This is a genomic window from Cobetia sp. QF-1 (assembly GCF_002213105.1).
Classification (GTDB): domain Bacteria; phylum Pseudomonadota; class Gammaproteobacteria; order Pseudomonadales; family Halomonadaceae; genus Cobetia; species Cobetia crustatorum.
Genome location: NZ_NBVS01000001.1, coordinates 230,408 through 257,377, shown reverse-complemented (window position 1 = coordinate 257,377; position 26,970 = coordinate 230,408). Strand labels below are relative to the sequence as shown.

Sequence of the window (26,970 nt, the reverse complement as noted above, 5' to 3'; positions counted from 1 at the left end):
ATGGCACGATGAAATATGGCAAGCGAGAGCGGATAAGTGGTGCGGTCATTTTGCTGGCATTGGGCGTGATTTTCATCCCCATGTTATTTGATGAGCCCCCCGCCCGTGATGAGCGCCCTAGTCCGGTCATGACGCTAGGCAAGCCAGTGGATATCGATCGCTCGGCTGTCGAGACGCCCCAGCCGCCCAGCGAGCTGAAAATTGGCACAGATGTGCCCATCACCTTCGTCGATAGTAATGGCAAGGTGCGTGATAGCACGGCTTCCAGTGCGCCTGACAGAAATCAGAGTCGTGTGGCCGAGGCTGAGCAGCTCGCTGCGCCAAAGGTGACACCTTCCAAGCCCGTACAGAAGCCGGTGGCCAAGGCTGAGCCGACATCAGCACCCAAGACAGCGCCGACACCAGCAGCGCCTGCACCCGCCAGTGCACCTTCTTCCTCGGCCGGTGGCTGGGCAGTGCAGGTCGGTAGCTTCGGTGAGCCAAGCAATGCTGCGCGTCTTCAGCAGGAGCTGCAGGGCAAGGGCTTTGCTGCTTATCGTATCGCGCGTGGCAGCAAGCTGACGGTCGTGTTTGTCGGGCCCTATAAAAGCTCGGAGATTGGTGAATCAGCACGCTCTCGTCTACAGGAGCAAGTCAATATCAAGGGCTTGCTGGTACGTCGGAAGGAGGGTGAGTGAACGACCTGGTCTGGATTGATTGGCTATGTCTTGGGCTGATCGGCATTTCAATTCTGTTGGGCTTGATGCGTGGCTTGCTCAGTGAGGCACTGGGACTGGCCGGCTGGCTGGTGGCGCTGGTCGCTGCCCGTCAATTCGGCGCTGAGGCGGGAGGGCTGTTTGAAGAGATAATTCTCTCGCCAGGTATCCGCACCGCTGTTGGCTTCGTGCTGGTCGTCATCGGCACGGTGCTGCTGTGGGGGCTGATGCTGAGGCTGCTGGAGCGTCTGGTGCAGGCAGTCGGCATGGGCGGTTTCAATCGCCTGCTGGGCGGGGTGTTTGGCGCTCTGCGCGCGAGCGTGATTCTAGTGTTGATCACTGCGGTTGTCGGACTGACACCCTTGCGCGACAGCGCCGACTGGCAAGCCGCACAGTTCAGACCCATGCTCGAGCAGCTACGTGATTGGTCGCTGGCGCGCTATCGTGAATGGGATTCCGGTGGTGAGTGGGGGCCGATCAAGCAGCCACATCAGAGAGTACGCTCTGCCAGCCAGGATTCTGCCAGCAAGGATTCTATTGACGAGAGTGCTGACAGTCACTCGCTGGGTCAACAAGCTGGTCGCTTGTTTGAGAGCGCACGACGTGAGGGCAGTGCACTTACGGAGAGCCTTGGGAAGCAGGCGGTGCAGCAGTTTACGCGTCAGCCACTCGCGCAGGAGTCTCAAAATGAGACGGGCGTGAAGGCATCACCATGACGCTATTGGACGCCGGGCATTCTTGCCCGGCGTTGTCGTTTTAGTAGCTTGTCACTCCTGACTTATCGGTCAGGTGTTGCCTGCTCTGTGGGCAGGCCTGACAATTGCGGTGTGTTAGCACTCATGTTGCCATGTGGACGGGCGCCGGCCCTTGCCAGCGTGCGCTTCCCTATCCAAGTGTGTATTAGTGAGGTAATGACGGGATGTGCGGGATTGTAGGTTTGATGGCCAACGCCTCGGTAAATCAGGCGCTGTATGACGCGCTGACCGTATTGCAGCACCGTGGGCAAGATGCCGCGGGGATGATGACCTGGCACGAAGGGCGCTTCCTGCTGCGCAAGAGCAATGGTCTGGTGCGTGATGTGTTCCGCACCCGTCATATGCAACGTCTCAAGGGCAACATGGGTATTGGCCATGTTCGCTATCCGACCGCTGGCTCGTCCAGCGAGGCGGAGTCGCAGCCGTTTTACGTCAACTCGCCTTATGGCATCACGCTGGCGCACAACGGCAACCTGACCAACTCTGATCAGCTCAAGCAGGAGTTGTTTTCCTCCGACTTGCGTCATATCAATACCAGCTCTGATTCTGAAGTGCTGCTCAACGTCTTTGCTCATGAGTTGGGCAAGCAGGGTATGCGTCTGGGTGCTGGTGATGTCTTTGATGCGGTACGTCGTGTGCATCGTCGCTGCAAGGGCGGTTATGCGGCAGTGTCGATCATCAATGGCACAGGTCTTGTCGCTTTCCGCGACCCACACGGCATTCGTCCGGCCTGTTTCGGCAAGCGTGAAGCTGCTGAAGGCGTGGAGTACATGATCGCGTCCGAATCCGTAGCACTGGATGTGGCGGGTTTTGAGCTCATTCGTGATATCGCACCGGGTGAGGCTGTGTTCATCGATATGGAGCGTCAGTTGCATACTCTGCAGTGTGCCGATGATGCCGTGCTCAAACCGTGTATCTTTGAACACGTCTATCTGGCGCGTCCTGACTCCTTGCTCGACGGTGCCTATGTCTACGGCACGCGTATGCGGATGGGCGAGAAGCTGGCCGACAAGATCGTGCGTGAATGGCCGGAGCAGGATATCGACGTCGTCATTCCGATTCCGGATACCTCGCGTACCTCGGCACTCGAACTGGCGCAGCATCTGGGAGTGACGTATCGCGAAGGCTTCATGAAGAATCGCTATATCGGTCGGACCTTCATCATGCCGGGCCAGACGCTGCGCAAGAAGTCGGTGCGTCAGAAGCTCAATGCCATCGATATCGAGTTTGCAGGCAAGAATGTACTGCTGGTGGATGATTCCATCGTGCGCGGCACGACCTGTAACGAGATTATCCAGATGGCGCGCGAAGCGGGCGCAAAGAATGTTTACTTTGCCTCTGCTGCGCCTGCAGTTCGCTACCCCAACGTCTATGGCATTGACATGCCAGCGGCGGAAGAACTGATCGCACATGATCGTACCGAGAAAGAGATTGCTGATCTCATCGGCGCGGATCGCCTGTTCTATCAAGATCTGGGTGATCTGAAGGATGCTTGTCGTGAAGTTAACCCGGCGCTCGACGAGTTCGATTGCTCCGTGTTTGATGGCGTCTACGTGACCGGCGATATCGACGAAGCCTATTTGAACGATCTGCGGGCCTCTCGTAATGATGGCGCCAAGAACGCTGGCGAGACTCACGCGGTAGTGGATCTGCACAACGATTCGGAAGATCTCGACTGACAGCAGGCTTGCCATTAGGCAACAGTGTGATCAGTGACGTGCAACGGGCTCCGGAGAAATCCGGGGCCCGTTGCACGTTTAAAACCGGTAATATTGGTTATTCTCCCCCACGAAGAGGGGCTGGCACGGCAGTGCGTGAAAAAGACAGCGTATTTGTAGCCGGCAGAATCTTACAGAACAGGTACTGGACACCATGCACGAAGATAATCTTTCCCGCGCCGACCTCTCCCGTGATGAGCTGGGTCTCGAGACGCTCGCCATCCGCGCAGGCCACCTGCGTGGCGCAGAGCAGGAACACGGTGAGCCTATCTATACGACGTCCAGCTTCGTCTATGGCAGTGCTGCCGAGGCGGCTGCCAAGTTTGGTGGTGATGAGGCTGGCAATATCTATTCGCGCTTCACCAACCCGACGGTGCGCTTCTTCGAAGAGCGCCTGGCGGCGATGGAAGGCGGTGAGCGTTGCGTCGCGACCAGCTCAGGCATGGCCGCCATCATGTCCACGGTGTTGGCGCTGCTGGAATCTGGTGATGAAATTGTCGCCTCGCGTTCCATCTTTGGTTCCAGTGTCAGCTTGTTTACCAAGTATTTCGGCAAGCTTGGCATCACCACACGCTTCGTTGAACTGGGAGATCTGGATGCATGGCGCGAAGCCATCACGCCAGCCACCAAGCTGCTGTTTGCCGAGACGCCGTCCAATCCGCTCTCCGAGATTGGTGATATTGCGGCACTGGCTGAGATCGCGCATGAGCACAATGCCTGGTTAGCCATTGATAACTGTTTCTGTACGCCGGCACTACAGCGCCCATTGACGCTTGGGGCGGATATCGTCATTCATTCGGCGACCAAGTATCTGGATGGCCAGGGCCGTACGCTGGGTGGCGCAGTGGTTGGCAGTCATGCGTTGATGGAAGAGGTGTTTGGTGTGGTGCGTACTTGTGGTCCATGCCTGAGTCCTTTCAATGCATGGGTATTCCTCAAGGGGTTAGAGACGCTCAACATCCGCATGCAGGCACACTGCGCGCGTGCATTGGATCTGGCGCATTGGCTTGAAGTGCATCCGGGCGTGGAGCGGGTGCATTACTCGGGGCTTGAAAGCCATCCGCAGCATGCCTTGGCCAAGCAGCAGCAAAAGGCCTTCGGTGCTGTGCTGGGCGTGGTGATCAAGGGGGGGCGTGAAGGCGCCTGGTCAGTGGTAGATGCCACACGTATCCTGTCGATCACCGGTAATCTGGGCGATGTGAAAACGACCATTACACATCCGGCCACCACCACTCACGGGCGTCTTAGTGACGAGCAGAAAGCCGCCGCGGGTATCGAGGAAGGAATGATTCGTATCGCAGTGGGCCTGGAAGATCTCGAAGACATCAAGCGTGACCTGGCGCGTGGTCTTGATCGTTTGGTGGATTGAAGAAAAAAGGCTTGCAAGCAAGCGTTAGAGCGTAGCAGGTATCGGACAGTCATCACGGACTGTCATCAAGAGTCCCCGAGTGGAGGCAGTTCAAGGCGTTGTAAAGCGTCTGGTCTGCCTTCACTTCGTTGTGGGAGTCGATCACATCAGGGCATGCCCTGTGTTTACCTGCTGCTGTCTGTCGGGCATTGCCGCAAGACTAGGGGCACACGATAGCGTTGCCTTCTGATATAAACACCCAGTCATGCTCGGCGTTTGTGCGTCTAGCAAAAATGAACGGTTCACTCACCTAAGGCTTGGCGTCACACTAGCCACTGGTTAAGCTCTCGCTTAATGAAGTAACAATAAGGCTGACGGAGATCTCCGCAGCACTGATCGGTAGGCGTAGATACGCAAGAGGCGGGAGCTAAAAATGTGGCGTAATTCTCGACGTGGCTGGGGTTGGCCGGTCATCGTGATGCACTGGCTATCGGCCTTGGCCATCTTCGGGCTGTTTGCCCTTGGTTGGTGGATGACTTCTTTGGGTTATTACGATTCCTGGTACAAGCTTGGCCCCTGGTGGCACAAGTCTGTGGGTATCAGTCTGTTTGCATTAACGGTATTGCGGCTAGTCTGGCGCCACCTACAGATAACACCACAGGCGCACGGCACTCGTAATGAACAGCGCGCTGCCTTCGTGGGTCACGTATTGCTCTATGTGCTGCTGCTGGTGGTTATGGCATCAGGCTATCTGATTTCCACGGCTGATGGGCGAGGCATTAGTGTATTTGGCCTTTTCGAGATGCCAGCACTGATCACTGGTCTCAAAGACCAGGCAACGCTCGCTGGTGATGTGCACTGGTATGCCTCCTGCGGTCTTGTCATTTTGTCTCTTGGACACGCAGCCGCAGCCTTCAAGCATCATCTGTTGGATGGACAAGATACGTTGCGGCGCATGATCTGGCCGCTGCGATGATGAAAGAGGGCGTCAATGCCATTGGGCGCCAGATGTGACGAATCCACTCAAGGAGTATCAACATGAACAAGACATCCTTCCTCGGCCAGTCACTTGTTGCAGGTGTCATGGCAGCCTCTTTGCCGCTGATGGCCGGACAGGCTCAGGCCTCTGATTACACCATCGATACTGAAGGCCAGCATGCCTTCGTCCAGTTCAAGGTCAGCCATCTGGGCTATTCCTATATCTTGGGTGAGTTCAAGGAGTTCAGCGGCGACTTCAGCTACGACGAAGGCAAGCCAGAAGCCTCCAGCGTCAATGTGAAAGTGGATGTCGATAGTCTGGACAGCGCGCATGCCGAGCGTGACAAGCACCTCAAGTCCGCTGATTTCCTGGATGTGTCCCAGTATCCGACCGCCACCTTTGCCTCCACGGGCTTTAAAACGACGGGTGATGGTGCAGGGAAATTGACCGGCGATCTGACGTTGCATGGCAAGACCCAGCCGATCACTATCGACGTCGATCACATCGGTGGTGGTGAAGATCCATGGGGTGGATATCGTCAGGGTTTTGAGGGTACCACGACCCTGAAGCTTGCTGATTATGGCATCGATACGTCCAAGCTGGGCCCGACGGCTGCCACGGTTGACCTGTATCTGGTCATTGAAGGGATTCGTCAGTAATAAGTGTCAGGTGCAAGTCGTGAAAACGCCCCTGCCAATTTGGCAGGGGCGTTTTCGTGGCGGGTTGGTTCATGGATGCTAGCGTGAACATCAGCCAGACATGACGTCAGATCAGCCGCGCAAGGCCAGGTAGCTGCCGGCCCCGATCATCAGGCTACCCGCTCCACGATTGAGGCGGCGTATCGCTTGCGGCGAGCGCAGGTAACGGCGAATGCGTCCCGCCAGATAACCGACAGGTACCACGCCGATCAATAGAGCGCTCAGATTGAGGGTGGCGGCAATCACGATATCGCTACCGGTGAGCTGGGTGATATCCATGAAGGTGGGCAGGAAGGCGATGTAGAACAGAATGACCTTGGGGTTGGAGGCCGAGATCAAGAAGCCTTGAATGAACCCCCGCCACCAGTCGCCACGCACGCGCATTGCCGGAGCATCATCAAGTGTCGGTGAGCTGGTCCATAGCTTGTACCCCAGATAGAACAGATAGGCTGCCCCCAGAATACGGATGACCGTGAACAGCTCGCTCCAATGGGTTGCCAGTGCCGAAAGCCCAAAGACGGCGGCCAGCATATAGCAGACATCGCTGAGACTCATGCCGACGGCCAGCGGGACACAGGCGTTGCCGCCCTTGCTCATACCGCGTGCCAGTAATGCAAGAATGCCGGGGCCTGGAGTGATGCCAAAGATGAAGATGGCAAGGAAGAAGGTTAGCCCGGTTTCAATGGTCATGATGATTCCCTGATACGGTGAGGGCGTATGGAGTTTCGGCTCATTCATCGATAGCCGAGTATCTCCCTGCGATGTTAGTACAGTAACAGTGCAATGCCGTTTATCGACCCTTTAACTATGGACGGGTATTTCCACATCTCTTGATAGGCTAAACAATGATCTGTGTGAAAGATGCAAAAGAGACGATATGGCTACCCCTACAACTTCAGTACTGCCGGCAATGGGCTTTGGCGTTTTCCGTTATGAAGAGCAAGCTGCCACGGACGCAGTGACCAGTGCATTGTCACTGGGCTACCGTCACATTGATACGGCACAGTTCTATGGCAACAAAGTGGCTGTCGGTCGTGCTATCCGTGAAAGTGATGTGCCGCGCGATGATATTTTCCTGACCACCAAGGTCCGGCATGATCGTCTGCATCACGATGACCTGATTGCCAGCCTGCGTGAGAGTCTCGATAAGCTTGGGATCAAGCAGGTAGATTTGGCGCTGATCCGCTGGCCATCGCCTGAAGATGAAGTGCCCATGGCGGAATACATTGCTGCGCTCAATGAAGCGCGCGAACTTGGATTAGCGCGTCATATTGGAGTATCCAACTTCACGATTGCCCAGATTGACGAGGCATTATCACTGCCAGGTGGTGAGCATATCGTCACCAACCAGATAGAGGTACACCCCTTCCTGGCCAATCGTAAGCTGGCAGAGCATTGCGCTGACAAGGGGATTGCTGTCACGTGGGTCATGCCATTGGCAGTTGGCAAGGTAATGGAAGATGAGACACTCAAGAGCATTGCAGCCCATCACGAGATCAGTGCTGCGCAGGTTGCACTGGCTTGGGTTTCAGCGCATGGGATCAACGTCATACCCTCCTCAACCAAGCCGCGCAATCAGCAGTCGAACCTTGAAGCATTGGATGTTCGTCTCACCCCTGAGGATATACAGCGTATCGATGCACTGGATCGTGGTGAGCGAATCGCCAATCCGGATTTTACGCCGAATTGGGATGAGTGAGTGTCATGATATGTTCGCCAGTCTTGATGCAGCTAACGTGTCAGGCACAGTACTGATGTAAGTGTTGGCGGCACTAAAGCTGACACCCAATAACAAAAAAACCAGCCGGGAAACCGGCTGGTTTTTTCTTGTACGCCTCAGTAATCTGTCATGCCGCTAATGCAAGGCTTCAGGTGATGGCAATTCGGAATCTACCGAGCCGTCTTATTGCAATGACCAACACAGGGACTGGCTAACTGTCACCAGATTATCGATTACTTGCTCTCATTCAGTACGGCGCCCGGGAAATGACGACGCAGCATGCGGTTCTGGAACTCATCAATGAATGCGCAGTTGATAATGATGATGAAGCGCTCGAAGTGCTGGCCGGCGTTCTCCTGCGAGATTGAGCTGACGCTATGGAATAGCTGATCATCATGGATATGAAGGACCTCTCCTGGTGCCAATTCTGTTGTGGACAGCAATTCGCTCCCCGCCTTGTCCCGGTAGAGCGTGTTGATGGCGCCACTGACATTTTCACGGTTGACTACCAGGATGCTTAGATACTTGCAACCATCCGCATGAATCCCTTGGCCTTGAAGCGGATCAATGGTGCCATCTCCGCGGACCCCAGTGATTTGCATCAGGATGGGCTCGCGCGGGCCGATGCCCCACATGTCAGCCCACGCCTTTACAAAGGCGCGTACATCTTCACGCTCAGTGAATGACTCTTCCAGCGGTGCATAGTATCTCAGGCGATCGGCCATGCTGGCAGCGTCATTGAATCGCCCTCCCTGAGCCATCGGACACTCTCCAAGGGTCTCGACTTCGTGCTGGTCATTGAGGTGCAGCCAAGACATGCGCTTCCAACGGGTGTTGACGTAAGGGTCGCGCGGGAGATCTTTCAGGAAGCCCTGCCAAGCATTCAAGTCAATATGCGCCGAGATGGAAGACTTGCTCCAGTGCTGGTGCTTCAATTCCTCATGTACTGCTTTTGGCCAATACTGGGATGTCAGCGGGAGGTGCAGTGTTGTGCCATCGGTGGAGTGGGCTGGATAATGCTCTGCTAGGCTGCTTTGCTCCAAAGTCAGTTTGCGGGAAGAGTCGGCCAGCTGACGTACGCCACGATTTGCGATGTTCATGTAAAATTCCTCGACGTTATCTGCGCTTATGCGCTTGATGGAAGGCGTTGCATTAGCAACGTCGAGGAGAATGGAAAGATGCACGTGGCATAGTCAAACCCGTACATTGTCAGTAACGCGCTAATATCGCGTAAGTATCATCAATATGGGTAGTAGGTCATCGCTACGACATGGCTAATCTGATCGCCTAGTATTATGTAATCCATTAGCGCTATTCTTCACCCTGTCACTAAGGTCGGGTTGCTGTGTTTTCATACAGTTCTTCATGAGAAAACGTTGAGTGTGCGGAAGCCGAAAGGGCGTCAGGCGCTGGGTTTCTGCGCGGCAAACATATAGATTTGACCAAGGCAATGAATGCGTGGCCTCCCGAGTGCCGAATACGCAATTGATGCACTCTTCGTCGGTGTTCGGCGAGTAGGAACAAGATGGTAGTGGAGGTGTCCTTCATCATGACAAACGGGTTCCGTCAGGCCGGTAGTGCCGCCGGAATGTTGCGCTCCAGTCCAGCCATTATTGCCGTGGCGATGTTACTCATGGCAGTGCTGGTGGCGGGGGAGGGTATGATCGGCCGCTGGCTAACCGCGATGCTGATGGTGATTCTTGGCGCAACTGCGGGCATCATGCTAGCTCGTAAGCGTCAGGTGTTACATCATCAGCACACGCAGGAGGCGGTCATGCAGACGAGTATGGTTGGCCCCTCGACCAGCAAGGGACTTCCCGTCAGCGATCAACGATTTCGAGAGCTGTTGGAAAGTCTGCCACGCGTTGCTGTCCAGGGGTATGACAGTCAGCGCCGGGTCATCTACTGGAACGAGGCCAGTGAGCGGCTATATGGTTTCAGTGAGCAGGAAGCTCGCGGACGATGTCTGGAATCCTTGTTGATTCCGGAAACGATGGCAGGCGTTGTAGTGGAGGCGCACCATGCATGGGTTAGCAAAGGTGTCGAGATCCCTTCCAGTGAACTTGAGCTAAAGCACAAGTCAGGGGCCCCTGTGCCTGTGTTTTCTCACCATGTCATGCTGGGGGAGCGCACGGAAAACCCGTTAATGTTCTGTATCGACATTGATCTGACGGGGGAGCGTAAGGTTCAGCGTGAGCTGGATTACATGACGCGCTTTGATCCTTTGACTGAGCTGCCCAATCGGCAGACCTTTGAGAGCGAACTCGAGCAGTCACTGAACGAGTGCCAGCGGCATGGCGATACGCTGATGGTGCTATTTCTCGATATCGATCATTTCACCGAAATCAACGACACCTTGGGATATGAGACGGGGGATCGGGTCATTCGCAGTGTGGCGTCACGTTTACAAGGCTTCCAGCGAGGCCAAGACCTTCTGTCGCGCTTTGGGGGTGATGAGTTTGTATTAGCCATGCCGCGTCTGGATTACGAAAGTGATGCACTGGCAGTGGTCGAGCGTATTCGTGAAGACTTCCAGCGCCCCTTCACTATTGATGGGCGCGAGCTATTGTTGCGCTTGAGTATTGGTATCAGCTTGTATCCCGAAAATGGCAGCGATGCAGCAGAATTGGTGCGCAATGCCGACGTCGCGAAGCACCGTGCCAAGCAGGCAGGTCGTGATGGCTATCAATTCTTCAACCAGGAAGTCCGTAATGAGATGCTGCATCAGCATCATCTGGCTGGGCGTCTGCAAGCACTGTTGAATCAGGATGGTGGCGGCGAGCTTTCTTTGCACTATCAGCCCCAGGTAGCCGCCCGTAGTGAGCGGATCGAGTCTGTAGAGGCGCTGATGCGTTGGCACGCGCCGGAAGGCAATATCCCCCCCTCTGATTTTATCAAGGTGGCAGAGCGCACCAATCTCATTGAGCGTCTGGGAGACTGGGTTATTCGTCAGGCATGCCGTCAGCAGGCGGAATGGCATGCACTAGGCCTCAAGGGCTACCGCATCGACATCAATATTTCGGGACGGCAGGCGACGAACTCTGACGTTTTTCAGCGTCTTGAAGACTGCGTTGCGGAATACGGATTAACGCCACGCGATATCGGTATAGAGCTAACCGAGAACGTCTTGCTCGAAGCAGACGTTAAGGTGCGCGATAGCTTACGGGCCTTGCATGATCGTGGTTACAAGATCGCGATTGATGACTTTGGGACAGGATATTCCTCGATGAGCTATCTCAAGATGCTGCCAGTCACAGCGCTCAAGATTGATCGCTCATTCGTGACGGAGTGTGCTCATGAACCGAAGGATCGCGCGATCATGGAAGCAACCGTCTTCCTGGGTCATCGCTTGGGGCTGGAGGTGGTGGCTGAGGGCGTGGAGAATATTGAGCAGCTTGAGCTGTTGCGTGAGATGCGTTGCGACCTCATTCAGGGCTATTATTTTTATAAGCCCATGGCGGCAACCGATATCCAGCGTTTGCTTTTGGGTGGTAATAATCCGCCGAGTCACCGCGTAAGTACTGGGCATGGCGAAAACGGTACCGCAGCGCCAGAATGCCATTGAAGCAGCGTTGGTTCGGTGCCACAGCAGCATGGGACTGTTGCTGACAATGTGCTTTTTTGTTCGCGGGCTAAAAGATATGATGCTTGCAGTTGAAGCGGGATAGGCTGTCATTTTCATCGGTTGATGAAGAGTTGCAGTCTGTTACGGAGTTGTTGAGTCGAGCATGTTGTGACTCCTCGATGACGCCTGCCGAGGGTGGCTGCGTCGTTCAATGCGCAGAGTTGTTCGCCCACTCTCGCTTCCGACCTGCTTGGCAGGTTGCGATGGTTCCTTGAGCGGATTTAACGATCTTTCTGGCAATATCCTCTGGATATAATGGCCGGTCAGGCCAGTCCTTGTGACTGGCCTTTTTTATGCCCGATTGTTGGAGGTGCGGGCATCTTTTGCCACGTAACGTCTTTGGTCAGTCTCTCTGCTTGGTACGCTCGTGGGTCTACTGTCCAGCATGTGGAGCCGCCGCCAGTTCTTGTGCTAGCCAGGCAGACAGTACATCGGCATACGGGTGACGGCCTCGAGCACGTCCGGCTTCGGGCAGTGTCAGGGTCAGGCATGCTTGTGTCTCGACAAAGCCCCACGGGGCTATCAGGCGCTTGCTGCGTAAATCTTCTTCCACCAGATAGTCAGGCGCGATGCCCACTCCAAGTCCGACCAGAGTCGCCTCCAGTAGATAGTTGAGGTGCTCAAACCCCTGCGCATAATGCAGCTGGTCACTGGGTAGTGACTGGCGAGCACACCAGTCAGGCCATGCCTGAGAGCGTGATCGGGTGTGCAGTAATGGCAGGTCTAGCAGCACAGCTGGCGAGGGGGGAGTCTCATTGGGTAACCAGGCGGCATCGGGACGTAGTACGGGGCCGATGCGTTCCTTGCCGAGAACACGTGTCTCTTGGCGTTCTGTCTCCTTGAAGGGCGGCATCTGGAAGCGCAATACACCATCTATCCCCGGTCTGAGCGTGTCAGCTTCATCGCTGGCCGTCAGATGCAGCTCCAGCTCTGGGAGCGATTGCTTGAGCGCGCCGAGTCGCGGGATACACCAGCGTGCGAGAAATGATCCGGGGCAACTGAGGACAAATGGTGCGCGTGCATCTCGACGTGTCAGTTCTGAACAGACCCGTGCCAACCCGCCCAGGTGATGGCGAGTCGCCGTTGCCAGTTCATGTCCGGCCTGAGTCAAACGCAAACCGCGCCCGACACGCTCGAATAATTGTGTTCCCAGTGTCTCTTCCAACTGACGAATCTGACGACTGACTGCTCCATGTGTGACATGCAGGGCTTCTGCAGCGCGTGAAGCGCTTTCAAAGCGTGCTGCTGCGTCAAAGGCACGAAGGGCGTTGAGGGGCGGCAGCATGGGCAGATTCAGGTCACGTCCAGATGAAGCCGTCAATGGCGAATCATCGGAAATCGGCAAGGTCTTATGGGCCAATGGATAGCCTCCTTGATGATGAATGAGGGTAAAAGCATGACCGGGCGCAACAGAACTCTGTGAGGTGATCGGTCGTAGTCAATATAGAATGTGTGAGAATAACTCACAGATGTAAGCGGATATATCGTTTTTCTTCCTGAGCTTGGGGCGCTAGGATGATCAGCATACCGTCGGCCTCGTTGATCAATCGCTCTGTGTTTTGGAGCTGGACGTTAGAGGCCAACCACCGACACGATTTCGAGGAGTTCAACATGAGCCAGTCGACTGCCACAGCCAGCCTTCGCCAAGGCCCCGATGCCAAGGGCTTCTTCGGTGACTTCGGTGGGCGCTTTGTTGCCGAAACTCTGATGCCGTTGATTTTGCACCTGCAGCGTGAATATGAAGCTGCTCAGCAGGATCCGGCCTTTGCCAAGGAGCTGGCAGGTTTATCCGCTGATTACGTTGGCCGCCAGAGCCCACTGTATTTTGCTGAGCGGCTGACCGAAAAGCTGGGCGGCGCCAAGGTCTATCTCAAGCGAGAAGATCTGATGCATACCGGCGCTCACAAGATCAACAATGCACTCGGACAGGTACTGCTGGCGCGTCGCATGGGCAAGCAGCGCATCATCGCTGAGACGGGTGCCGGCATGCATGGCGTAGCGACTGCGACCGTTGCAGCGCGCTTTGGTCTGGACTGTGTGATCTACATGGGCTCTACCGACATTCACCGCCAGCAGCCCAACGTGCAGCGCATGCAGCTGCTGGGCGCCAAGGTCGTGCCGGTCACGGCAGGCGATGGCACACTGAAAGACGCCATGAACGAAGCGTTGCGTGACTGGGTGACCAATGTCGACGATACCTTTTACATCATCGGCACCGTGGCGGGCCCGCACCCGTATCCGCAGCTGGTACGCGACTTCCAGTCCGTCATCGGCAAGGAAGTGCGCACCCAGATTCTCGAGAAGGAAGGGCGCCTGCCAGATTCACTGGTCGCCTGTATCGGTGGCGGCTCCAACGCGATGGGTCTGTTCCACCCCTTCCTTGATGATGAGAGTGTCGAGATCATTGGCGTGGAAGCCGCTGGTGAAGGCCTCGATACGCCACGCCATGCTGCCAGCCTCAAAGGCGGAAAGCCGGGCGTACTGCACGGTAACCGTACCTTCCTGCTGCAGGATGAAGAAGGACAGATCGGTGATGCTCATTCCATCTCGGCTGGGCTCGACTATCCGGGTATTGGTCCTGAGCATGCCTGGTTGCATGACATCAAGCGCGCAGAATATGTCGCTGCGACAGATCAGGAAGCATTGGATGCCTTCCAGATGCTGTGCCGTCTGGAAGGCATCATTCCGGCACTCGAGTCTGCTCACGCACTGGCGGAGGTCATCAAGCGCGCGCCCGAACTGCCGAAAGATCACCTGATGGTCGTTAATCTCAGCGGTCGTGGTGACAAGGATATGGCCACCGTCACGCATCATCTTGCTGATGAGCTTGGTTTGAATCCTGACGCCGCTTGAGTCTTGTTATTTCTTGAATCGTGCCTTGAGTTGCATCTCGATCGCCTTTTGCCCTTTTATGCCTGTGTGCGCTGACGGCGTGTGCAGGCCAGGAAATTCGGAGTCTACCGATGAGCATTTCCGCTACTGATACCGACAAGGCTGCGACTGACAGCCGTCTTGACCGTCGCTTTGCCGCTGTTCGTGCTGAAAGTCGTGCTGCACTGGTCACCTATATCACGGCCGGTGACCCAGGCTATGACGCTAGCCTAGCCACATTTCTTGGCATGGCAGAAGCTGGTGCCGACGTGATTGAGCTGGGCATGCCTTTCACCGACCCGATGGCGGATGGCTTGGCAATTCAGCACGCGACGCAACGGGCGCTGAAGGCTGGTCAGACAATGGATCGTACTCTTGCGATGGTCAGTGAGTTCCGCAAGCAGGATCAGGATACGCCGATCGTGCTGATGGGTTACTACAATCCGATCTATCGTCGTGGTGTGGCACGTTTCCTTGAGCAGGCGAGTGACGCCGGTGTTGATGGCTTGATTGTGGTTGATCTACCGCCTGAGCATGATGATGAGCTCTGTTTGCCAGCAGCACAGGCGGGCATCAGCTTCATCCGTCTTGCTACGCCGACGACCAATAGCGAGCGTCTACCGAGTGTGCTGGCCAACACGTCTGGCTTCCTCTATTACGTATCGAGCAATGGCGTAACCGGTGGCGCAGCGCCTACCGCTGAGAAGGTCGAGGCTGAAGTGGGGCGTATCCGCGAGCATACCGATATTCCTGTCGCAGTAGGTTTCGGTATTCGCACTGCGGAGCAGGCCGCGCGTATCGGGCGTTTTGCTGATGGTGTGGTGGTGGGGTCTGCATTGATTGATCTGCAAGCCAATGCAGAGACGCCAGAGCAAGGTACGCATGATGTTCATGCGTTGACGCGCGAGCTGGCCGATGCACTGAGATCCGCACGCAAGTGATGGGTTGCTATTCTGCGTAATGATCACCAGTAGTATTTAATACGACAACGCCCCAGCCTTTTCAGGTGGGGCGTTGTCGTGTATGGGCGTCTTGTTCGTGCTGCTGAAGGCACTCTCCTTCAGCGTCAGAGAGCCGGCAGTTGTGTCTCAAGCCAGTCATGTAACAGCTCGCGTACTTTTGCCTCATTGCTCCATTGCAGGATCAGGTGAGGGGCATCAGGCAGGTAATGCACCTCTAGAGTGGGGCGTGACATCTTGGGCCAGTCATTGACCAAACGCTTAATTGCCACACGAGGAACCGTCGTATCGCTACCGCCATGCAGTAGTAAGGTCGGCGGCAGAGTCGATGTGTGTGGGTTGCTCCCTGGATCATTATCCGTGCCACTTCTCGTGCCCCTATTCGACAGCATGGTGACACTGTCACTGGCTCTGTCCGTGAAGCGGATCAGACCATAGTAGGCATCAAAGCGCACCTCGTGGATGACGCGTGAATCATTGCTCAAGCGCGCCGCTGAAGTCGGCAGTAGCTCATGTGCAGGGTATTGACGCGGTACGCTGAGTGTCTGATTTGGTGCCAGGTGTGCTGTCAGCCATAGGCCAGCATTGTAGAGGTAGCGCAGGCGGATACCGCCTCGTACGCCGGGTGCTGCCAGTATTGCTCCACGCACATCAAGCTCAGGATGCTCGGCTAACGCCGTCAGTACCACCGATCCCCCCATGCTCTCGCCAGCCAATATCAATGGCAGCTCGGGATGGCGCTGGCGAAGCACCTGGGTTGCATCGATCAGATCATTGATCAGCAGTGCGCCTTCGGGCCATAGCCCTTTGTCATCAGATTCACCAAATCCGCGTTGGTCATAGGCGTAACTGACGATGCCTTGCTGGGCAAGCCATGGCCCTAGTGGCGCATACGCTAGTCGGAAATCTCCGTAGCTATGTAGCCCCAGCAGCATGGCGCGAGGAGGCATGTCTGCCACGGGGTGCCATGTTTGCCACGCCAAACGAGTGTTGTCGCGTGTGATCAGGGCTGTATTGCCATCTTGTTCGATAAGATGAGGCGTCGTTGTGATATTGCCAGGCGCCAGATAGTGCGGCAGGCAAGCACTGATGAGTGGGAGACAGCAGGTACCGGCCAGCAGCAGGTGGTGATATTTCATGTGCCGCAGGCCTCATGATCAGAATAGGAGAGGATAAGGTTGGACGAGCCGCAGGAGGTTCCCAATAGAAATAGATGCAGAAGCGGTCTTCGAGACGCTCTTGGGGTAGACAGGTTCGAAATCGATCGGCGCCCGAGCGTCAGCGTGGACCAGTAGCATGACAGCCTCTAGCTCTGCCATCTTTCAACGCAACGTGTTGCGGTACTATCACTCTAGGAAAAGCTGATATCGAGTATCAGGCATCAAATGCCAGGTATCCATGTTGCAAGATGTACGGCGCCCTTATCTTGCGACAATCGCCGGTAGCGTCGCGCGAGATACCGAAAGCACTTGTCGCTTTTTCGGGAGGAGATAGCATTGAGTCATTCGACATTAACTACCGGCTTATCCAGCATGACTTCTCTTCCTGTCGGGGAGGAAGAGCTAGAGAGCCTACGATTGGTGGTTCAGCACACGACTAACGGGGTGTGCTGTTATGGCATGGACGGTCGCATTCGTTGGGTCAATCCCGCCTTCGAGCTGCTGACGGGTTATACCGCCGCTGAACTGGCAGGTAGGGTACCTAGCGAGATGTTGATGGGATCTGAATCAAACCCTCTCGTTATTGCCCGGTTGCGTGAACAGCGCAGTCGTGGCGAATCCAGCGATGAAGAACTGGTGCACTACCATTCCAGCGGTCGCTCGCTGCGGCTACGTTTGCGCTGTATTCCGCTGCTGGGGATAGACGGTACGCCGGAAGGCTATCTTGGGCTACAGACCGATGTGACGCAGACGCGTCAGGCGCAAGCGCTCAGTCAGTCTCAGTTGACACTGCTGGAGGCCGTGGCCGCAGGGCAGCCCCTCGAACAGACCTTGATGGAATTGTGTATCGCGATTGAGAGTGCGGCCACACATGTTCATTCATCGCTACTGCTTCTTGATGAGGCGGGAGAGTACATCGTCTCAGGGGTGTCTCCACAGTTGCCTGAAGGTTTCATGTCTGCTGTGCGTGGTTTGCGTATTGGGGAGGGGGTCGGCACCTGCGGTACGGCCATGTGGCGGCGAGAGTGTGTGTTGACGAAGACACTGGCGACTGATCCCGCCTGGGAAGGATTTCGACACCATCCTCTGGCTTTGGGGCTTGAGGCATGCCTGTCGATGCCTGTTCTCGATAGTGCCGGAAACCCTATGGGTAGCTTTGCCTTTTACAGCGAGTCGAGAGAAGCGCTTGATACTGGTCATCAAAGCTTGCTCGAGGTGGCGGTGAACGTCGCTGGCCTTGCCATTGAGCGACATCGTCGTGATCAACAGCTGACTCATCAGGCGCTGCATGATGCTCTGACTGGCCTCCCCAATCGACGTCTACTGCGCCGCCATCTTTCGATGTTGGCTGATCAGGCGTTGGAAAGCGGAGAGGTCGGTGCTCTGATGTTGCTTGATCTTGACCACTTCAAACGCCTTAACGACGTGCTTGGGCATGATGCGGGAGATCGTGCCTTGATCCAGATTGCTTCTCGGCTTGAACAAATCATAGAGCCGGGTGACATGCTGGCTCGTCATGGTGGTGACGAATTCATTGTTCTACTGGCACCCCGCTCGGGCTCAATGCTTGAGGGAATGACAAGAGCTCGGCAGATGGGTGAGGTCATGCTTCAGCGATTGCGTGAACCGCTCGTATTGGAAGGGCGTACCCACCAGCTCTCCGGTTCGCTGGGAATCAGCCTATATCCACAGGTAGGCGGCGGATATCCTTCTCAGTCAGGCTCAAATGAAATCGACGAATGTGATACTTGGGGGCATTTGTTGCACGAGGCGGATATCGCCCTTTATGAGAGTAAAAGCGCAGGACGTGCTCGTTTGTGCTTTTTTTGCCCCGAGATGCGGCATCAGATAATCGCTGCTACCCGTATGGAACAGGCGCTGCGTCATGCGTTATCACGCCAGCAATTGAGCGTGCACTTGCAGCCTCAGTTCATGCTACCTGCTACTGGTGCGCCGTATCTGGTCGCAGCGGAAGCGCTGCTACGCTGGAATGACCCGACACTGGGCAATGTCTCGCCTGCGACCTTTATCCCTATCGCCGAGGAGTCTGGACTGATCGTCGAGCTAGGCCATTGGGTGCTGGAGCAGGTTTGCATGGCATTGGCTGATATGACGGTCAAGGGGCGTACTCTCCCTATGGCTGTGAACGTGAGCCAAGTACAGTTTCGGAATGCTGATTTTGTACCTCGTGTTGCCAGCCTGCTGAAGCGCCACATCTTTTCATCTGATTTGCTGCGTATCGAGTTGACTGAAAGTCTGGCGTCCGAAGATGAAGATGACGTGCTGGACAAGATTGATCAGCTGGCGGCGCTGGGGCTAAGCTTCTCGATCGATGACTTTGGTATTGGCTATTCCAACTTGGCGCGCCTACGACGTATGCCGCTCAGTGAGCTCAAGATAGACCGTAGTTTTATCAATGATCTGGTGAGCGAAAGCGATGTGGTAGATGCGCGAGTCCATTCCGTGCCTGGTAAAGTGGTAGTGAGTCATGGCAATGAGATAGTACGTGCCATGTTAGTCATGGCCCAAGCGCTGTCATTGGAAGTCGTGGCAGAAGGAGTCGAGGAGGAGTACCAGCTAGAGGTGTTGCGTCAGCTGGGCTGTCAGCGTGTTCAGGGGTTCTTGCTTGGGCGCCCTCAGCCAATGGAGAAGCTGATTCAGGCGTTCGAGGCAAGGGAGCTTGCTTAATGAATGGCATTAGCACGGGACTCGGGTTTATCTCGCGAGTTCAATGGCTTATAATCCTTCCCGCTTCGCCCTCTTAGCTCAGCTGGATAGAGCGGCCCCCTCCTAAGGGGCAGGTCGCAGGTTCGACTCCTGCAGGGGGCACCAGCAGTGCCTTTCCTCGTTTCTCTTATTTTTAGATGTTTTAGCTATCAATTAATGCATGGTTAATTATATACATTGGCTAAATGATTTGTGGTGTCGATATTTAAATGTATTTATAAAGCATCTTGCTGATATAGGTCTGTTTTCCATATTAATTGCTCATCTATCAATATAGAGAAGTGGTCTTAAGTATTGTTGCCGATGTTTCAGATTGTCTATCGGTTGGCATATGCGCGACGACGATGCATCTGCGCTTATAGAGAATTAACCACTATCTTGGATAACATTCTTGATCAGCCAGTCTCTGAACAGGACTGCAGCAGGGGATAGCGAGTGGTTATCAGTTGCGTACGTTTTTTGCTCTACGGAGCTTTCGCTTTCATGATCGTTACCCCATGCGCGCAGCTCATTTGGCTCTTCGCGAAAAGCTGTTGCTGCTCGAGTTGGCGCTCACTGGCAACGTTGCATACTTCATTCTTCTGGCATTGGCCGTGCCGTTAGCCGGAGTGGCGGTGGCAGCTTTGATCAATGGCCTGGTTTGCTCTGCGTAATGCTAGGCAACTCAAGGGCGAGAGTTTCTCTTCGCGCGAATGGTCAACACTGCTAGGTGTTGCAGCCGCAGTGGTCACCGCTGGAGCTTCCAGCTGAGCGCCTGTGGTTCTTTTTCGTGGCGGTGTTATCTGGACGATTCGCTCTGAAGAACGAACTTCGCGAGAGGCTTTTAGCGAGTATAAGGCGTGAGTGAGTACCTGAAGCGCTGGCTTTGATGCAGTGCGGCGCTCGCATAGAGTTTGTGTCGGTCGTGATTGCGTACTTGCCAAGGCGAAATTCCGAGCCTGCCTGCATATGGAGAGTACCTTCCTTATGCAGGCATTTCTATCTCGCTGATAGAGAGAGGAAGCTGCTTTTCTATCAATGGTAAATGATGACTCCAGGTAGTGCTGGGGAGTCACTTGTCCGTCGGCAGTGATAAAAATGCTTCCATTATCCTGGTATCGCGGAAGCGCTCGATTAACTCCGGATCTGAATCAATGACAGGCGGGTTGGCTAATCCTTCTCGTATCTTGGCTGCCAAGCCCTCAATACTATCTTCGGAAATCAGGCGCGCCTGATCATTGATCAGTACATTGCGAACACCGCCAGGTACATCGGGCGCAACGCATGGTGTGCCGCAGCACATGCTTTCGACGAGGACTATTCCAAAGGCTTCACTGCGAGAGCTGAGCACGAACAACCGCGCATGCTTCATCCACGGATAAGGGTTGAGGCGACTACCAATCAGGTGAACTCTGTCCTCGACACCGAGCTCCTTGATCAGATTCTCGATCATTTCCCGCTTCGGTCCATCGCCGACAATGACGAGATCTTCCTCTATCTCGGCTGCCAGGTAGGCTCTGATCAGCACATCCTGACGCTTTACATCCGATAGACGGCAGACCTGTACCACAAAGGGGCGCTTGGGAAGCTCGACAGATTCGTTAGCCATTTCTGCAATGGAATCCAGGTTACAGACATTGCCGATCGTGGCTAATCTACGCGGTGAAATATGATGTTGGGCGAGCAGACCTTCGAGTTGGAGGCGTACGTTATCGGTATTGCAGATTATTTGCTTATTGGCATATAAACGGCGGAGTAGAAACCGTTGACGCCAGCTGTCCTTGTTCTGCCCGGGCCAGGAGACGGTGACTTGCCAAAGGCGAGAGTCTTGCAGCGCCCAAACCGTTTCGAATGCTCCCTGTCCGCGCATGATGATGCGGTCGATAGGACCATGGCGATCTTCCAGCTTCTTGATGAAGCTGCGTAAGTAGTTCCCGCCATATAGCCCACGCCATACGAACCCTGAGCCCTTGATCAAGGGGGTCAGTAGCGCTCGGGTGAATATGTCGTAGACAAGGCCAATGCCTGTCTTTCGAAAGGCTTTGTCAAAATCGACTTGATGTAGATGTACGCCAGTGTCAGGCACAAGCTCTAATTCACCTTTGAGGACGAGCACATGAACTTCATGTCCCTCACGGTGCAATACGTTGGCAAGGTTGACGGTGTTGCGCTGAATGCCGCCAATATTGAGCTTGCGAACGACCAACAGGACGCGCTGTTTCATAGCAGGTTTCTATATCAGGAAGTGTCGGAGGATATGCGTATCCTACGCTGATCCTCAGAAAGGAGGAAATAGTACTCCTTCGCTGGTTTCTCTTGATGCAAAGCAGCATAGACGCTATTCCTACTGCCCTTATGTCTCTGAATTCTTGTTGTCAAGAGAGCATGACATGCTAGTGCCTATAAGCAATGGCAGTGATGTTTTATTTGTGACCGATGTTCGCTTTATTATCTGAGAAGCCTAAATATTATGAATGTTCTTATATTAAATATCTGAGATGTTTATCTTTCCCTCCTTGAAATCCAAAAGTTCCATGCTGGCTTATGGCTCGGCTAGCTTGCATTCTGTCGATGATGGGGTAGCCTACTCGCGCTTTACTGGTTGAGAGTCCCACCGTGTTCGAAGCTTTTGAGTGCACTGGCAGTTTGTGCCCCAGCCTTGGCGGTGAAGGCATTGAGCTGTCATTGGCGCCTTCGCAAGGATGTGATGGGCGTTGTCTGCCCATCACATCATTTGATGTCATTTCAAACCTAAGAATCCCTCCTGTATGCCTGATCAATCTCTGCCTTCTTCGTCTCGCGTGCGCCGCGCAACAGCAGACCGTCATTTTGATGGGCTAGCTGACAAGTTCGAGCGCGGATTTTATTCTACCGAGCGTGGACAGGTTCGCCTCGAGTTGACGCGACGGCTGCTGGAAGAGCGCTTTGCGAACCTGCCCGCCAGTGAAGTGCTGGAAATTGGCGCTGGGCTTGGTCAGACCGCACTCTGGTGGCTGACGCATGGACATCAGCTCACACTGGTTGAGCCATCAGGTGAAATGCGTGAGCGTGCGCAACAGCGGCTTGCAGAGTCGGCTGAGCAGGGTGTTCTGACAGAATCTGCTCTGGCTCGCCTGGCATGGTCTGGCGAGGACCTGCAGGGCTTTTCGGGCCGCGCCAAGCGCCAATGGCCGGTGGTTGTCTGTCATGCTGTGCTTGAATGGCTCGTCGCGCCACAACAGGGGTTTGCGCTATTGGCAGGCTTGTTGGCACCTGGTGGGGTCATGTCGCTCAGCGTCTTCAATCGTGATGCTCTGGCATTCTCGAATGTGACCAAGGGCAATTTCGACAAGACGCTGGAGGATCGCCTGGCGGGCTGGGGAACCGGCAAGCGCTTGACGCCTATCTCGCCACTGCGTGACGCCGAGATTCGTCAGTGGGCCAGTGATGCAGGACTTGAGGTCCGTGAACTTACCGGTCTGCGCGTTTTCCATGATTATCTGCGCTCGCGTGAACCACTGAGCAACACTGACATGCAAAAGCTGCTGGAGCTGGAGTGTCGTCACTGGCGTACGGTGCCCTTTGTCTATCTGGGGCGTTATCTGCACTACGAGCTAGTGCGTCCCGCCTGATTGACTGCTGTCTCGTTTGAATATGCTTCATAGCCGCACCCTTATTTCTGATCCCCCCTTTTTTACCCCGCTGGAGTCACCATGACCGCCCAAACCCCCGCCTGCCAGTTGCTTGAACGCCAGGATAGCGACTTTCGTGATTGGCTGTGGGTCGCGCCCCCTCGTGATGACTGGTGGTTGGCGGCTGATCGTCAACGCCGTGTATGGGGGCACGATACCGGTATCCTCAACGCCGCACGCGATGCTGAGCATCGGGTAAGCCATGCTGTCGCTTTTGCAGAGGCGCGTGCAGATGACGCCATTGCACACGCCGCCGGTGCTTTGTTGTTCTGGCCCAAGGCACATGCGTTGGGTGAGTGGTGGCTGGTGGCACTGTGTCATGTGCTACCCGCGGGTACGCCGATCAAGGTCGTGGGGGAGGTCAATGGTGGCATCAAGCGCGCCGAGCGCATTCTCAAGGCGCTCGGCATGGTGGCACGCAAGGATGATACGGCGCGGCGCTGTCAGCTGTGGTCGTCCACGACTCGTGAGCTCACTCCTGATCTGGCGGCGAGCGCAGACTCACCTCTCGCCGTCGAAGGGCAGTGGACAGAGGGCTGGGGCGAGTTTGAAGCCTTGGATATGCGCCTGACTAGCCATCCCGGTCTTTATGGCAATGCCAAGCTGGATCCGGGCACTGCGCTTCTACTGGGTAGCCTGCCGACGCGTGGTTACAAGCGTGCGCTGGATATCGGCGCTGGCGACGGCGTCATCAGCTGCTGGCTAGCCAAGCATGGTGCTCGTGTGATGGCAGGTGACGTGAGTGCCTTTGCGGTGGAGGCCACTCAGCGCAGCCTGGCGCTCAATGGCCTCGAGGGAGACGTGCGCCTCAGCGATGTCTTCTCGGCCTTTGAAGGAGAGCGTTTTGAGGCGATCGTCGCCAATCCGCCATTTCATCATGAGCGCGATATCGACTATGGACCTGCCGCACGGCTGATTCGTCAGGCGTCGGATCACCTGATGCCCGGCGGAACGCTGACGCTGGTCGCCAATGCCTTCCTGCCGTACCCGGACCTGCTTCAGGCCGCTTTCGGTGAATTTGAAGTGCTCGCTGATACGCGGCAGTTCAAGGTCTATCGTGCCCGCAAGGCGCGCTGATACTCGTATCACTCTAGAGTTGGTCACTCCTCCGATGATTGATAGCGGATAGCCGTGACGATATAGATCGTCTTTCCGCCCGGCGCTGTCACGCTCACTTCATCATCCAGCCCCTTGCCCAGCAATGCCTTGGCAAGGGGGGCATCGACGCTGATCCAGCGGCGAGGATTGTCGGTCTCATCGGGGCCGACGATACGAATCTCCATTTCTTCTCCTTGTGCATCCTCCAGTGTCACGAACGCCGCGAAATACACCTTGTCCTGATCTGCCGGTAGGCGATCCACTACCGTCAACTTATCGAGGCGTTTTTCCAGATAAGCGATACGCGCGATCGTCTGATTGAGCGCTTTCTTGTTGTACGTATAGTCCGCGTTCTCACTACGATCGCCCATGGCGGCAGCTTCACCTGTCTTACGTGAGAGTTCCGGTCGTCTCACGCGACGCAGATGATCGATAAGGCCTTTCATGTGCGCGTAGCCTTGCGGGGTGATCACGTTGCTCTTCTTTTCCTGGCGCGGGTCAGTCTTGGGATCGCGCCAACGCGTCATGTTGCGGCCTTGCATGAGCCTCTCCAGAGTTTATGCGATGGTCCGGTCTGCGTTGAGGTTTGCGACCAAGGAGTATTGGCAACTAATTCAAACGTTCGTTACAGTTTTGACATGCCTGTCGAAGAAGCTATCTCACATGCCATGTGCTTGCCATGCAATTCCACTAACAATAACGAATGCTAGGGAGCTGTCCATGCTGTCATCTCAATCAGGTTCACGTCGTGCCACACGTCATCTGAGTCATCTGCTGATATCCGGAAGTATGGCGCTGAGTATTACGCTGGTCGGTATGACTGGTGCCTATGCTGCAGAGGGTGATGATGCTGTTTTTCCGCTCATGAAGCGTTGGGCTCAGATCAACTATCAGTCTACCGGCGATGCGCAGGAAAAGGGCATGGAAGGGCTCGGCAAGGAGGCCAGAGCGTTGGCGGACCAGTACCCAGGCAACGCCCATGTATTGACTTGGGAGGGCATAATCTTGGCCTCTTGGGCCAAAGCGCGAGGCGGCCTGGGTGCGCTAGATCTTGCCAAGGAAGCAAAAGCCACGCTTGAACAGGCCATCACGCTTGATCCGCGCGGTGATAATGCTTCGGCTTATGTGACGCTTGGGGCGCTCTATGACAAGGCGCCGGGGTGGCCGGTCGGCTTTGGTGATGATGAAAAGGCTGGTGAGGTGCTGCGCAAGGGGCTTGAGATCAGTCCAGATGGCATGGATACCAACTTCTATTATGCGGACTATCTCGCGTCCGAAGGCGAGGATGCCAAGGCGCTCGAGTACGCTCAAAAGGCGCTCAATGGTCCGGCGCGCCCTAATCGCGAGCTGGCAGATCAAGAGCTAAAGAAGGAAATACAGGCGTTGATCACGCGACTGAAATAATCTTCACAACAGCCACGAACATGTAGACTTTCTTGCTGCCCGAGCGGACTTTCCGCCCGGGCAGCGTCGTATTGGCAAGATGTGAGGTGAGTCTCTGACGTCGAGGTGCGGGCTGGTCAGCGCTGTCAGTGGTCGGGATAATGGCGCTTCAGCCAAGGAGGATGCATGAGCGATAGGCAAGAGCACGTGGCAGGTGAACAGGTATTCGCGCATGCGGATGTCGAAAATGTCGAAACCAAAGTACTGCAGGAAGGTTTCTTCCGACTTGAGCAACGTCAGTTGCGTCATAGGCGCTTCAATGGTGGCTGGAGTGATGTCATCAATCGCGAAGTGCACGTACGCCATGATGCCGTCGGTGTATTGCCCTACGACCCCGTGCATGATCGCGTGGTGTTCGTCGAGCAGATACGTGCAGGCATGCTCGACGATGAGCGGACTCCCTGGAGTTTGGAGCCGATTGCCGGTTTGGTAGATAAAGACGAGAGCGCTGCCGAAGTGGCGCGCCGCGAAGCAGACGAAGAGGCTGGGTGCGAGCTCTCAGAGCTGATTGAGCTGTATCGTTATTATCCCAGTCCAGGTGCCTGTACTGAACAAGTCACCCTGTTCATCGGGCTGTGTGACAGCAGTGGGGTGGGCGGTGTGCATGGGTTGGCTGAAGAGAATGAGGACATCCGTGTTCACGTCCTCGACTTTCAGGCAGCGGTGGATCTACTGGAACAGGGCCGCCTCGGTAATGCCATGGCCATCATGGCAATGCAGTGGTTGCTGAAAGAGCGCGCCTCTCTTCGCGTGATGAAAGCTTGAGCCGTGCTGACTGAGCCACACCACTTGATCGGCGTCTGGCAAGCCCTGCTGGCTCACGCTGTGAATCTGGCCGACGCCAGAAGAGCTGCTATCCTTGGCTTCATCTCGAGAGAGGCTTCATCTTTGAGGCGCCTGAGTAAAGAGGGCAGGTGCACAAGGTGTAGGTTCGAGGCTTGAAGTTGAAAAGGTTGACCTCAAGACAGTGCACTTCACTCCATATCTTCTCCTGCCACGAACCATTACCGTGGCAGAAGACAACAGGTTCGCAAGGAGCTCGCCCATGCAGGTCAAGAAAGCCTATGTGGCTGACCTTAAAGCACTCCATGCTGAGTGCGGGTCCAACTATCTACGCCTTACACGTATCCTCGGTAAGGTTGAGGCCGGTGACAGCTTTGCCTTTCCGTTATCTGGCAGCCAAGGCGATTTCGGCACCTTGCTGTTGGAAGTCGTCGAGTGCGCGCCTTACACCACCATGGTGACGGTAGCCCAGACGGGCGTACTCGATCACATCATCGATTCACCTCGCATGAGTGTGCATCTCTATCACGATGTCCGCATGGCGGAAGTCACTGACTTTCAGCGTCAGCGTCATTTCGAAGGACGTAATCGCTATCCTAATCCACGCATGCATCAGCCGGATGAGAAGCTTCAGCTCAATCGCTTTCTGGGAGAGTGGCTGACTCACGTGCAAGCCTTCGGGCAGGCTGATGTCCCCGAGTTGCCCTGATGCTTGTTGAGCCGTGTTGCTAAACTGGTTGG

Annotated in this window: 23 protein-coding genes and 1 tRNA gene; 18 read left to right on the top strand and 6 right to left on the bottom strand. The window is 55.4% G+C overall.

Going from position 1 to position 26,970, the window contains the following annotated elements; genetic code table 11:
* Positions 1-8: 8 nt before the first annotated feature.
* The 6 genes from CFN46_RS01150 to CFN46_RS01125 all read left to right on the top strand — a co-directional run bounded on the left by CFN46_RS01150 (position 9) and on the right by CFN46_RS01125 (position 6,154).
* A complete protein-coding gene (locus CFN46_RS01150; RefSeq protein ID WP_088742480.1) occupies positions 9-677 on the top strand; it encodes an SPOR domain-containing protein in 669 nt (222 codons plus the stop codon).
* A complete protein-coding gene (locus tag CFN46_RS01145) occupies positions 674-1,411 on the top strand; it encodes a CvpA family protein (RefSeq protein ID WP_088742479.1) in 738 nt (245 codons plus the stop codon). The genes CFN46_RS01150 and CFN46_RS01145 overlap by 4 nt, the downstream gene beginning before the upstream one ends.
* A 203-nt stretch (positions 1,412-1,614) precedes the next feature.
* Entirely contained in the window at positions 1,615-3,129 is a 1,515-nt protein-coding gene (gene purF, locus CFN46_RS01140; RefSeq protein ID WP_088742478.1) for an amidophosphoribosyltransferase, read from the top strand.
* 193 nt (positions 3,130-3,322) lie between these two features.
* Positions 3,323-4,537: an O-succinylhomoserine sulfhydrylase gene (locus CFN46_RS01135; protein ID WP_088742477.1), complete on the top strand. Its 1,215-nt coding sequence runs from the start codon at positions 3,323-3,325 to the stop codon at positions 4,535-4,537.
* A 412-nt stretch (positions 4,538-4,949) separates the two neighbouring features.
* The gene (locus CFN46_RS01130) at positions 4,950-5,492 is read left to right on the top strand and encodes a cytochrome b (protein WP_088742476.1); all 543 of its coding nucleotides are present in this window, start codon (positions 4,950-4,952) and stop codon (positions 5,490-5,492) included.
* A gap of 62 nt (positions 5,493-5,554) precedes the next feature.
* Complete coding sequence (locus tag CFN46_RS01125; protein WP_024950709.1) at positions 5,555-6,154, top strand: YceI family protein; 600 nt, start codon at positions 5,555-5,557, stop codon at positions 6,152-6,154.
* A gap of 111 nt (positions 6,155-6,265) precedes the next feature.
* Here CFN46_RS01125 and CFN46_RS01120 read toward each other — a convergent pair whose 3' ends face one another.
* A complete protein-coding gene (locus CFN46_RS01120; RefSeq protein ID WP_024950708.1) occupies positions 6,266-6,883 on the bottom strand; it encodes a LysE family translocator in 618 nt (205 codons plus the stop codon).
* A 187-nt stretch (positions 6,884-7,070) separates the two neighbouring features.
* Here CFN46_RS01120 and dkgB point away from each other — a divergent pair, with 187 nt between their 5' ends.
* Positions 7,071-7,892: a 2,5-didehydrogluconate reductase DkgB gene (dkgB, locus tag CFN46_RS01115; protein WP_088742475.1), complete on the top strand. Its 822-nt coding sequence runs from the start codon at positions 7,071-7,073 to the stop codon at positions 7,890-7,892.
* A 254-nt stretch (positions 7,893-8,146) separates the two neighbouring features.
* Here the strand turns inward: dkgB and CFN46_RS01110 are convergent, their stop codons facing one another.
* The gene (locus CFN46_RS01110) at positions 8,147-9,013 is read right to left on the bottom strand and encodes a 2OG-Fe dioxygenase family protein (protein ID WP_024950707.1); all 867 of its coding nucleotides are present in this window, start codon (positions 9,011-9,013) and stop codon (positions 8,147-8,149) included.
* 449 nt (positions 9,014-9,462) lie between these two features.
* On the opposite strand from CFN46_RS01110, the gene CFN46_RS01105 reads away from it, so the two are divergent.
* The gene (locus CFN46_RS01105; RefSeq protein WP_254918371.1) at positions 9,463-11,478 is read left to right on the top strand and encodes a bifunctional diguanylate cyclase/phosphodiesterase; all 2,016 of its coding nucleotides are present in this window, start codon (positions 9,463-9,465) and stop codon (positions 11,476-11,478) included.
* A gap of 433 nt (positions 11,479-11,911) precedes the next feature.
* Here CFN46_RS01105 and CFN46_RS01100 read toward each other — a convergent pair whose 3' ends face one another.
* Positions 11,912-12,898: a LysR family transcriptional regulator gene (locus tag CFN46_RS01100; protein ID WP_254918370.1), complete on the bottom strand. Its 987-nt coding sequence runs from the start codon at positions 12,896-12,898 to the stop codon at positions 11,912-11,914.
* Between the two features lie 251 nt (positions 12,899-13,149).
* Between CFN46_RS01100 and trpB the strand changes: the two genes are divergently transcribed.
* Entirely contained in the window at positions 13,150-14,391 is a 1,242-nt protein-coding gene (gene trpB / locus CFN46_RS01095) for a tryptophan synthase subunit beta (RefSeq protein ID WP_024950704.1), read from the top strand.
* 110 nt (positions 14,392-14,501) lie between these two features.
* Positions 14,502-15,350 (top strand): tryptophan synthase subunit alpha, encoded by an 849-nt coding sequence (gene trpA / locus CFN46_RS01090; RefSeq protein WP_024950703.1) that lies wholly within the window; start codon positions 14,502-14,504, stop codon positions 15,348-15,350.
* 125 nt (positions 15,351-15,475) lie between these two features.
* On the opposite strand, the gene CFN46_RS01085 is transcribed toward trpA, so the two are convergent.
* Positions 15,476-16,507, bottom strand: coding sequence for an alpha/beta fold hydrolase (locus CFN46_RS01085; protein ID WP_088742474.1), 1,032 nt, complete (start codon positions 16,505-16,507; stop codon positions 15,476-15,478).
* 357 nt (positions 16,508-16,864) lie between these two features.
* Here CFN46_RS01085 and CFN46_RS01080 point away from each other — a divergent pair, with 357 nt between their 5' ends.
* The 3 genes from CFN46_RS01080 to CFN46_RS17545 all read left to right on the top strand — a co-directional run bounded on the left by CFN46_RS01080 (position 16,865) and on the right by CFN46_RS17545 (position 19,908).
* Complete coding sequence (locus CFN46_RS01080; protein ID WP_141103613.1) at positions 16,865-19,216, top strand: EAL domain-containing protein; 2,352 nt, start codon at positions 16,865-16,867, stop codon at positions 19,214-19,216.
* Positions 19,217-19,283: 67 nt separating this feature from the next.
* A tRNA-Arg gene (locus CFN46_RS01075) sits at positions 19,284-19,360 on the top strand.
* A gap of 392 nt (positions 19,361-19,752) precedes the next feature.
* Entirely contained in the window at positions 19,753-19,908 is a 156-nt protein-coding gene (locus tag CFN46_RS17545) for a hypothetical protein (RefSeq protein ID WP_176426388.1), read from the top strand.
* 398 nt (positions 19,909-20,306) lie between these two features.
* Here the strand turns inward: CFN46_RS17545 and CFN46_RS01070 are convergent, their stop codons facing one another.
* Positions 20,307-21,440, bottom strand: a complete 1,134-nt coding sequence (locus CFN46_RS01070) for a glycosyltransferase (RefSeq protein ID WP_176426387.1) — start codon at positions 21,438-21,440, stop codon at positions 20,307-20,309.
* Positions 21,441-22,002: 562 nt separating this feature from the next.
* Here CFN46_RS01070 and CFN46_RS01065 point away from each other — a divergent pair.
* Positions 22,003-22,845: a methyltransferase domain-containing protein gene (locus CFN46_RS01065; RefSeq protein WP_024950699.1), complete on the top strand. Its 843-nt coding sequence runs from the start codon at positions 22,003-22,005 to the stop codon at positions 22,843-22,845.
* Between the two features lie 81 nt (positions 22,846-22,926).
* On the top strand, positions 22,927-23,982 hold the full coding sequence (locus tag CFN46_RS01060) for a methyltransferase (protein WP_024950698.1): 1,056 nt from the start codon (positions 22,927-22,929) through the stop codon (positions 23,980-23,982).
* Positions 23,983-24,005: 23 nt separating this feature from the next.
* On the opposite strand, the gene CFN46_RS01055 is transcribed toward CFN46_RS01060, so the two are convergent.
* The gene (locus CFN46_RS01055) at positions 24,006-24,545 is read right to left on the bottom strand and encodes a GreA/GreB family elongation factor (protein WP_084487911.1); all 540 of its coding nucleotides are present in this window, start codon (positions 24,543-24,545) and stop codon (positions 24,006-24,008) included.
* 178 nt (positions 24,546-24,723) lie between these two features.
* On the opposite strand from CFN46_RS01055, the gene CFN46_RS01050 reads away from it, so the two are divergent.
* From CFN46_RS01050 to CFN46_RS01040, 3 genes are all read left to right on the top strand, one after another.
* A complete protein-coding gene (locus CFN46_RS01050; RefSeq protein WP_024950696.1) occupies positions 24,724-25,407 on the top strand; it encodes a hypothetical protein in 684 nt (227 codons plus the stop codon).
* A 165-nt stretch (positions 25,408-25,572) separates the two neighbouring features.
* The gene (locus tag CFN46_RS01045; protein WP_024950695.1) at positions 25,573-26,211 is read left to right on the top strand and encodes an NUDIX domain-containing protein; all 639 of its coding nucleotides are present in this window, start codon (positions 25,573-25,575) and stop codon (positions 26,209-26,211) included.
* Positions 26,212-26,491: 280 nt separating this feature from the next.
* Positions 26,492-26,938 (top strand): DUF1249 domain-containing protein, encoded by a 447-nt coding sequence (locus CFN46_RS01040; RefSeq protein WP_024950694.1) that lies wholly within the window; start codon positions 26,492-26,494, stop codon positions 26,936-26,938.
* The last annotated feature ends 32 nt before the right edge of the window (positions 26,939-26,970 follow it).

Excerpts from the sequence above, each read along its gene's own strand:
- CFN46_RS01150 (WP_088742480.1), top strand. The coding sequence starts at position 9 with ATGAAATATGGCAAGCGAGAGCGGATAAGTGGTGCGGTCATTTTGCTG.
- purF (WP_088742478.1), top strand. The coding sequence starts at position 1,615 with ATGTGCGGGATTGTAGGTTTGATGGCCAACGCCTCGGTAAATCAGGCG.
- CFN46_RS01135 (WP_088742477.1), top strand. The coding sequence starts at position 3,323 with ATGCACGAAGATAATCTTTCCCGCGCCGACCTCTCCCGTGATGAGCTG.
- CFN46_RS01130 (WP_088742476.1), top strand. The coding sequence starts at position 4,950 with ATGTGGCGTAATTCTCGACGTGGCTGGGGTTGGCCGGTCATCGTGATG.
- CFN46_RS01125 (WP_024950709.1), top strand. The coding sequence starts at position 5,555 with ATGAACAAGACATCCTTCCTCGGCCAGTCACTTGTTGCAGGTGTCATG.
- CFN46_RS01120 (WP_024950708.1), bottom strand. The coding sequence starts at position 6,883 with ATGACCATTGAAACCGGGCTAACCTTCTTCCTTGCCATCTTCATCTTT.
- dkgB (WP_088742475.1), top strand. The coding sequence starts at position 7,071 with ATGGCTACCCCTACAACTTCAGTACTGCCGGCAATGGGCTTTGGCGTT.
- CFN46_RS01110 (WP_024950707.1), bottom strand. The coding sequence starts at position 9,013 with ATGAACATCGCAAATCGTGGCGTACGTCAGCTGGCCGACTCTTCCCGC.
- CFN46_RS01105 (WP_254918371.1), top strand. The coding sequence starts at position 9,463 with ATGACAAACGGGTTCCGTCAGGCCGGTAGTGCCGCCGGAATGTTGCGC.
- trpB (WP_024950704.1), top strand. The coding sequence starts at position 13,150 with ATGAGCCAGTCGACTGCCACAGCCAGCCTTCGCCAAGGCCCCGATGCC.
- trpA (WP_024950703.1), top strand. The coding sequence starts at position 14,502 with ATGAGCATTTCCGCTACTGATACCGACAAGGCTGCGACTGACAGCCGT.
- CFN46_RS01085 (WP_088742474.1), bottom strand. The coding sequence starts at position 16,507 with ATGAAATATCACCACCTGCTGCTGGCCGGTACCTGCTGTCTCCCACTC.
- CFN46_RS17545 (WP_176426388.1), top strand. The coding sequence starts at position 19,753 with ATGCGCGCAGCTCATTTGGCTCTTCGCGAAAAGCTGTTGCTGCTCGAG.
- CFN46_RS01065 (WP_024950699.1), top strand. The coding sequence starts at position 22,003 with ATGCCTGATCAATCTCTGCCTTCTTCGTCTCGCGTGCGCCGCGCAACA.
- CFN46_RS01060 (WP_024950698.1), top strand. The coding sequence starts at position 22,927 with ATGACCGCCCAAACCCCCGCCTGCCAGTTGCTTGAACGCCAGGATAGC.
- CFN46_RS01055 (WP_084487911.1), bottom strand. The coding sequence starts at position 24,545 with ATGCAAGGCCGCAACATGACGCGTTGGCGCGATCCCAAGACTGACCCG.
- CFN46_RS01050 (WP_024950696.1), top strand. The coding sequence starts at position 24,724 with ATGCTGTCATCTCAATCAGGTTCACGTCGTGCCACACGTCATCTGAGT.
- CFN46_RS01045 (WP_024950695.1), top strand. The coding sequence starts at position 25,573 with ATGAGCGATAGGCAAGAGCACGTGGCAGGTGAACAGGTATTCGCGCAT.
- CFN46_RS01040 (WP_024950694.1), top strand. The coding sequence starts at position 26,492 with ATGCAGGTCAAGAAAGCCTATGTGGCTGACCTTAAAGCACTCCATGCT.